The 6634-nt window shown below is 58.5% G+C and carries 6 protein-coding genes; all 6 read left to right on the forward strand.

Annotated features, from left to right (window positions below):
- Window positions 1-4: 4 nt before the first annotated feature.
- Entirely contained in the window at window positions 5-679 is a 675-nt protein-coding gene (locus GHO42_RS18190; RefSeq protein ID WP_095001527.1) for a heavy metal response regulator transcription factor, read from the forward strand.
- A 28-nt stretch (window positions 680-707) separates the two neighbouring features.
- Complete coding sequence (locus tag GHO42_RS18195) at window positions 708-2051, forward strand: heavy metal sensor histidine kinase (protein WP_095018366.1); 1344 nt, start codon at window positions 708-710, stop codon at window positions 2049-2051.
- 229 nt (window positions 2052-2280) lie between these two features.
- Window positions 2281-2505 (forward strand): hypothetical protein, encoded by a 225-nt coding sequence (locus GHO42_RS18200; protein WP_095020348.1) that lies wholly within the window; start codon window positions 2281-2283, stop codon window positions 2503-2505.
- A 191-nt stretch (window positions 2506-2696) separates the two neighbouring features.
- The gene (locus GHO42_RS18205) at window positions 2697-4016 is read left to right on the forward strand and encodes an OprD family porin (protein WP_095031980.1); all 1320 of its coding nucleotides are present in this window, start codon (window positions 2697-2699) and stop codon (window positions 4014-4016) included.
- 85 nt (window positions 4017-4101) lie between these two features.
- Window positions 4102-5595: a GGDEF domain-containing protein gene (locus GHO42_RS18210; protein WP_153327985.1), complete on the forward strand. Its 1494-nt coding sequence runs from the start codon at window positions 4102-4104 to the stop codon at window positions 5593-5595.
- Between the two features lie 35 nt (window positions 5596-5630).
- Window positions 5631-6634, forward strand: a 1004-nt coding sequence (locus tag GHO42_RS18215) for a cache domain-containing protein (RefSeq protein WP_256671118.1), incomplete at its 3' end; no start/stop codon positions are given.

Genomic DNA, 6634 nt, shown 5'->3' on the forward strand with positions numbered 1-6634 from the left:
GGTCATGCGCGTTCTGATTATTGAAGATGAAGAAAAAACCGCCGACTACCTGCACCGCGGCCTGACCGAGCAGGGTTACACAGTGGATGTGGCCCGCGACGGCATCGAAGGTCTGCACCTGGCAATGGAGAGCGATTACGCCGTGATCGTGCTCGATGTGATGCTGCCTGGCCTCGATGGCTTTGGCGTACTGCGGGCCTTGCGCGCGCGCAAGCAAACCCCGGTGATCATGCTCACCGCCCGCGAACGGGTGGAAGACCGCATACGCGGGTTGCGCGAAGGCGCTGACGATTACCTGGGCAAACCGTTCTCGTTCCTGGAGCTGGTCGCCCGCCTGCAAGCCCTGACCCGCCGCAGCGGCGGTCACGAACCGGTGCAAGTGACCGTCGACGACCTGTGGATAGATCTGATCAGCCGCAAGGCCAGCCGCGCCGGAGCCCGCCTGGACCTGACCGCCAAGGAGTTTTCATTGCTCAGCGTGCTGGCCCGTCGTCAGGGCGAGATCCTGTCCAAGACCGCCATTGCCGAGATGGTCTGGGACATCAATTTCGACAGTGACGCCAACGTGGTCGAAGTGGCGATCAAACGCTTGCGCGCCAAGCTCGACGGGCCATTCGAACACAAGCTGCTGCACACCATTCGCGGCATGGGCTACGTGCTGGAGCGGCGCAGTGTTTAAGCGCCCCGCCGCCCTGAACTCCATCGCCATGCGCCTGAGCGCAATGTTCGCCCTGGTGGCATTACTGGTGTTTGTGCTGATTGGTGGAGCGCTGTACCAGCAGGTCGACAAAAGTATCGGCCGCCTGCCTGAAGCAGAGCTGGATGCCCGCTACAGCGTGCTTGAGTCATCGATCAACCGCTACGGCAACGCCGAGCACTGGGCCAAGATGAGCACCAAGCTCAAGCTGCTCAGCGAAGAGGACAAACGCATCCGGTTTTGGGCGATCAGTTCAGACCCGGCCTATGAGTACGGCAACCCCGAGGCAGCCGTGCGCAAATTTGCCCAAGGACCCGTGGGCGTGCGGGACTTGCGCCTGCCCGGCCAGGCCTACCCGTTCAAAGTATTGATCAGCGAAATTCCAGCCAAAGAGCAGCGCCCGGCGCTGCGCTTTTTGATTGCCATCGATACCCAGACCTTTCGCCAGACCCAGCATCACTTGCTGCTTGCCCTGATAAGTCTGGCAACGATTGGCGTACTGCTGGCCTCATTGCTCGGCTATTGGGTGGCGCACATCGGCCTCAAGCCGCTGATCAAGCTGTCTGAAGAAGCGCAAAAGCTGGCTCCACCGCGCCTGTCGGGGCGTTTGCACCTGGCACCGCTGGCTCCGGAATTGGACCAACTGGTCAGTGCCTTCAATTCGACCCTGGACCGCGTCGAGCAGGCCTGGACCCGGCTGGAGTCATTCAATGCGGATGTGGCCCATGAACTGCGTTCGCCGCTGACCAATCTGATTGGCCAGACCCAGGTGGCGCTGACGCGGGGGCGTTCGGCCGAGCATTACTTTGAAGTGCTGCAGTCGAACCTCGAAGAGCTTGAGCGCCTGCGCAGCATCATCAACGACATGCTGTTCCTGGCCAGCGCCGATCAGGGCAGCAAGGCCAGCAAGCTGTCGAGCGCCTCCCTGGCTGATGAAGTGGCGACCACCCTGGAGTATCTGGAGTTTATTCTTGAAGACGCCCGGGTTGTGGTGCGGGTCAGCGGCGATGCCCGGGTCAATATCGAAAAACCCCACCTGCGCCGGGCGCTGATCAACTTGCTGAACAATGCCGTGCAGCACACCGAAGCCGGGCAAACGATCGAGGTGTCGATCGAGCAGAATTCCGGGCGGGCCATAATCAGCATCAGCAACCCCGGCCTACCGATTGCCGCAGAACACTTGCCGCGCTTGTTCGAGCGTTTCTACCGGGTGGACGCGGCCCGCCACAACAGCGGTGCCAACCACGGGCTGGGGTTGGCCATCGTCAAGGCGATTGCACAGATGCATGGCGGCGAGGTGTTTGTGCACAGCGACGGCGGGCGCAATACATTCGGGTTGGATCTGCCCGCTTGACCTGTAGCACTGTAGATACTCTGTTGCAGGTCAAGCCCTATTGTGGGAGCGAGCAGGCTCGCTCCCACAGTTGCAGTTTTCCTGTAGCTGCCGAGGCTCTAGTCCACGGCCCTCGCATTTGTTACTCAAAACGCAAAAGTCCTTGTCTAAAACAAGGCTTTTTCGCCCCTGCCTGGCGCTATAGATTTAACCCATCACACAGCACTTGCTAAGCAAGAAGGTCTTTGAAATGTCCAGCAGTATGGGTATGGCTAGCGTTTTCGTTTTGTCGTCTTTGTTGTTGTCGCCTTTGGCCATGGCGGAAGAGTCCCCTGCATTCGTCGCACAAAATGCGGCCCGCGCGGCATCGTTTGAACAGCATCAGTCAGAGCTGACAGCACGCCATCAAAACGACGCAAAACCGCAGCCTACACAGGCAAAAGCCAGTGTTTCCGATCAAGCCAAAGACAGCTGATTGCTCACTCGCAGACTTCCCGACCCAGTCGGTCATCTGTCACACATGTGACTGACTGTTTCAAAAGCCGCTATCATAGCGGCTTTTTTTTGTTTTAAAAAAAGCGCTGCCAACACTGGGAGCCCTTCGAACAAGAACAGAATTTGCAAAGAAAATAAAAACTGCCGCCACTTTCAAGGAGCAACAAACTGGTGAAGTACTCACACAAACTCAGTCCGTTATTCATTGCCCTGGCTGCAACGATCCCCACCTACGCCCACGCCGACGAAGACTCAACCAAAGACGGTTTTATCGAAGGTTCCAGCCTTAAGATCCACGCCCGCAATTACTATATGAACCACGATATCCGCAGCCCCCATGCTGATGACAGCAAGGAATGGGGCCAGGGTTTTGTCGGCAAGTTCGAATCGGGCTTCACCCAGGGTACGGTAGGTTTCGGCCTGGATGCCTACGCCTTGCTCGGGCTCAAGCTCGATGGCGGTGGTGGCACCGATGGCAGCAGCATCCTGCCAGTCAGTGATGGCAACGGCAAAGCGCCTACCGCCTTTTCGTCTGCCGGTGCCGCACTGAAAATCCGCGCCTTCGATACCGAGCTCAAAGCCGGTGATATGTTCCTCACCAATCCGGTAATAGCCGGCGGTGAAACCCGCATGTTGCCGCAGACCTTTCGCGGTGTCAGCCTGACCAACACCAGCTTCGAAGGCTGGATGTTCGAAGGCGGCCAGGTCAGTTTTGAAAAACCTTACAACCAGAGTGGCATGCGCCGCCTGACCACCACCTACGGTGACCTGGGCGATCAAAGCAGCAAGCACATCACCTGGGCCGGCGCGTCCTGGAGCGGCGTGCCAGAAATCACCAGCAACCTCTACGCCGCCCAGTTGCAGGATATCTGGAACCAGTACTACTACGACTTTGACTACACCTGGGAGATGAGCGAGGGCATCACCCTCAACCCCGGCCTGCACTACTATCACACCCAGGACACCGGCAAGGCCCTGCTGGGCGATATCGACAACAACACCTTCAGCCTGCACCTGGCCCTCGGCATTGACGGCCACAAGGTGACCGCGGTGTACCAGCGGGTCAATGGCAACACGCCTTTCGACTATATCTATCAGGGCGACAGCGTTTACCTGGACAACTCGCAGCAATATTCGGACTTCAACGGCCCGAACGAGCGTTCCTGGAAGCTGCAATATGAGTATGACTTTGCCGGCCTCGGAATCGCCGGCCTGACCGCCAGTGCGTCGTATTCACGGGGTGAGCTGGACCTGACCAAGGCCGACCCCGACAGCATCGGCTACAGCAACTGGTACAACCCGGAAGGCAAGAACGCCCATCACTGGGAACGCGACCTGGGCCTCAAGTACGTGATCCAGGAAGGCAAGGCCAAGGATCTGGCAGTGACCCTGCGCTGGGCCACCAACCGCGGCAACACGGCCTACCAGAGCGTGGACAGCGATGTGGATGAGTATCGGGTGATCATCGACTATCCTATTGATGTGTTTTAATCCATGAACAAAGGGCCAGCGTAAAGCTGGCCTTTTCATATGATTGCGTTCATTTTATGGGGCCGAACCCAGGGCGACAATGAGCATGGCCATCAAGCATATCTTGCGCAGTAACGTGCTGACCCTACGCCTGCTGATCGGCGCCACAAGCGTTTCAATCATTGCCATTCTGAGCATCGTCAGCTTCCTGCTGGTACGCGAACACCGCACCGCAGAACTGGCCGCCATCCGCACTTCCCTCAATATCGTGCAGTTGGTCGGGCGTGACGTTCAAAACACGGTAAATCTCTACGACTCAGCGCTCAACGCACTGATCGACGTATCAAAACGCAGCGACCTGAACAGTGTCTCCCTGCCGCTGAAACATATGCTGTTGTTCGATAAAGCCGAACAGACCCCGGCCAATGGCGGCTTTTACCTGCTCAATGCCCAAGGCGACCTGGTCGCCGACTCACGCACTGAAGTCAGCCCCAAAGAAAACTTCAGCCACTGGCCAAGTTTTGTGGAGCACCGTGACTCCAACAGCCCCAACCTGTTTATCTCCCACCCTTTTGACTCAGCTGAAAACGATGGCATTTGCTGCATCAGCTTCAGCCGGCGGATTTCCGGGCCTGACGGCAGGTTTCTCGGCGTCGCGGTGGCGCAGATGAAGCTGGACTATTTCAAGACCCTGTTCCAGAGGCTCGACCTGGAACCCCATGGATTTATCCGACTGATCAGTACTGATGGCACGCCACTGACCCAGCATCCCGAACCGACATCCGCCGACGCGCACACCAACCTGAGCAACAACCCCGTGTTTGTCCGCTTTCTGCAAGAACACAGAGGCAGTTTTATCGCCCTCTCCAGCATTGATGGCGATGAGCGGCTGTACAATTTTTCCGAGGTCGGTGACCTGCCGTTGATTGTGGTGGTCTCACTGGCCACTGAGGATGTGTTCAGCGCCTGGAGGCGTAACGCCATTTTGGTCGGTATCGGTACGCTCATGTTATGTAGCGCCCTGCTTGTCCTCACCTGGTTGCTGGGCCGTGAATTGCATTTGCGTCAACGCGCCGAGCGCCAGCTCGAAGCGCTGGCAACCACCGACCCGCTGACCGGGCTGGCCAACCGCCGCAAGCTGGACCAGACCCTGGAACAGGAATGGCGGCGGGCGCAGCGCTCAGGCAAGCCGCTGTCGCTGATCATGTTTGACATTGACCATTTCAAGAATTTCAACGACACCTATGGCCATCAGGACGGTGACGAGGCCTTAAAACGTGTGGCACGGACTATCCAGCAGTGCATGCACCGCTCCACCGATCTGGCGGCCCGTTATGGTGGCGAAGAGTTTGCAGTGGTGCTGAGCGATACCGATGCCAGTGGCGCGTACAACCTGGCACAGAGCATCCGCCAGGCCGTCGAACAACTGGAACCGTTGACGCCCTCCCATCGCCGGCTCACCACCAGCATGGGGGTCAGTACCCGCCAGGTTAAACCTGGCGACCAGCTAGCAGGCTTGATCAACAGCGCCGATCAGGCCCTGTATCAGGCCAAGAAGGCCGGGCGCAATTGCGTAATCAGTGCAGCAGAGTTGTCCTGAGTGAGTGCCAGCCTTGAATGAAAGGCCCGCTGTACATGGTTTTTTCTTCAGAGGGTCAAGCCATTAAATATCATCTGCGCACACCGGTTATCACCCGCCGCATGCTGGTCTGGGCCAGCGCCTTGTCGGTGGTTGCGATTGTGAACATCGTCGGCTACCTGCTGGTCAGGGAATACCGCAATACCGAAGATGATGCGGCTCGCTCTGCCTTGAATATCGTGCAGCTGATCAGCCGTGATATCCGCAATACCATTTCCACCTATGACTCGGCGCTCAACAGCCTGGTCAGCCTGGTGCAAAGCCAGGCGCTGGCCTCGCTTTCGCCGCAGACACAACAACCCCTGCTTTTCGACAGAGCGGCCGAGGCGCCGTCCAATGCCGGTTTTTTTGTGCTGGATGCCGACGGCAAGGTGATTGCCGGCTCACGCCCGGTCGAGCCCCTGCTCAACAACGCTCGCCAACAGTCCTGGTTCAAGGTTCATCTCAAGGGGCAAACTGAAGGCATCTTTATCAGCCGCCCCTTGCCTGCCAGCGATGCCCCCAATGACTGGAGCCTGGTACTCAGCCGCAGGATCACTACCCCGGACGGCAGGTTTGGCGGCGTCGCCGTGGCCCTGATGAAGATGAGCTACTTCCAGAACCTGTTTCGCGGCCTGGACCTGGGCCCGAAGGGTAATATCAGCCTGGTCAGCAGCGAAGGCATCATGCTGATCCAGTACCCGGCCACCACCATGTTCTATACCGGCCAGGACCTGGGGCACACGCCGATCTTCCTGCGTTTTCTGACCGAGCGCCACGGCAGCTTTACCGCCGTGTCCGGTATCTATCACCTGCAGCGCCTCTACAACTTCGCCCAGATCAGCGAGTTACCCTTGCTGGTGGTGGTGGCTTTGTCCACCGAGCATATATTCAGCAACTGGCGACACACGGCCCTGTTGATCGGCAGCGCAACCCTGCTGCTGTGCCTGGGCCTGCTGTGGCTGACCTGGCTGCTGGTACGCGAATTGCGCCTGCGCCAGCGCGCCGAAGGCGAACTCGC

The sequence above is a fragment of the Pseudomonas sp. FSL R10-0056 genome (genome assembly GCF_009600105.1).
Lineage (GTDB): Bacteria > Pseudomonadota > Gammaproteobacteria > Pseudomonadales > Pseudomonadaceae > Aquipseudomonas > Aquipseudomonas bubulae.

Excerpts from the sequence above, each read along its gene's own strand:
- GHO42_RS18210 (WP_153327985.1), top strand. The coding sequence starts at position 4,102 with ATGGCCATCAAGCATATCTTGCGCAGTAACGTGCTGACCCTACGCCTG.
- GHO42_RS18190 (WP_095001527.1), top strand. The coding sequence starts at position 5 with ATGCGCGTTCTGATTATTGAAGATGAAGAAAAAACCGCCGACTACCTG.
- GHO42_RS18200 (WP_095020348.1), top strand. The coding sequence starts at position 2,281 with ATGTCCAGCAGTATGGGTATGGCTAGCGTTTTCGTTTTGTCGTCTTTG.
- GHO42_RS18195 (WP_095018366.1), top strand. The coding sequence starts at position 708 with ATGCGCCTGAGCGCAATGTTCGCCCTGGTGGCATTACTGGTGTTTGTG.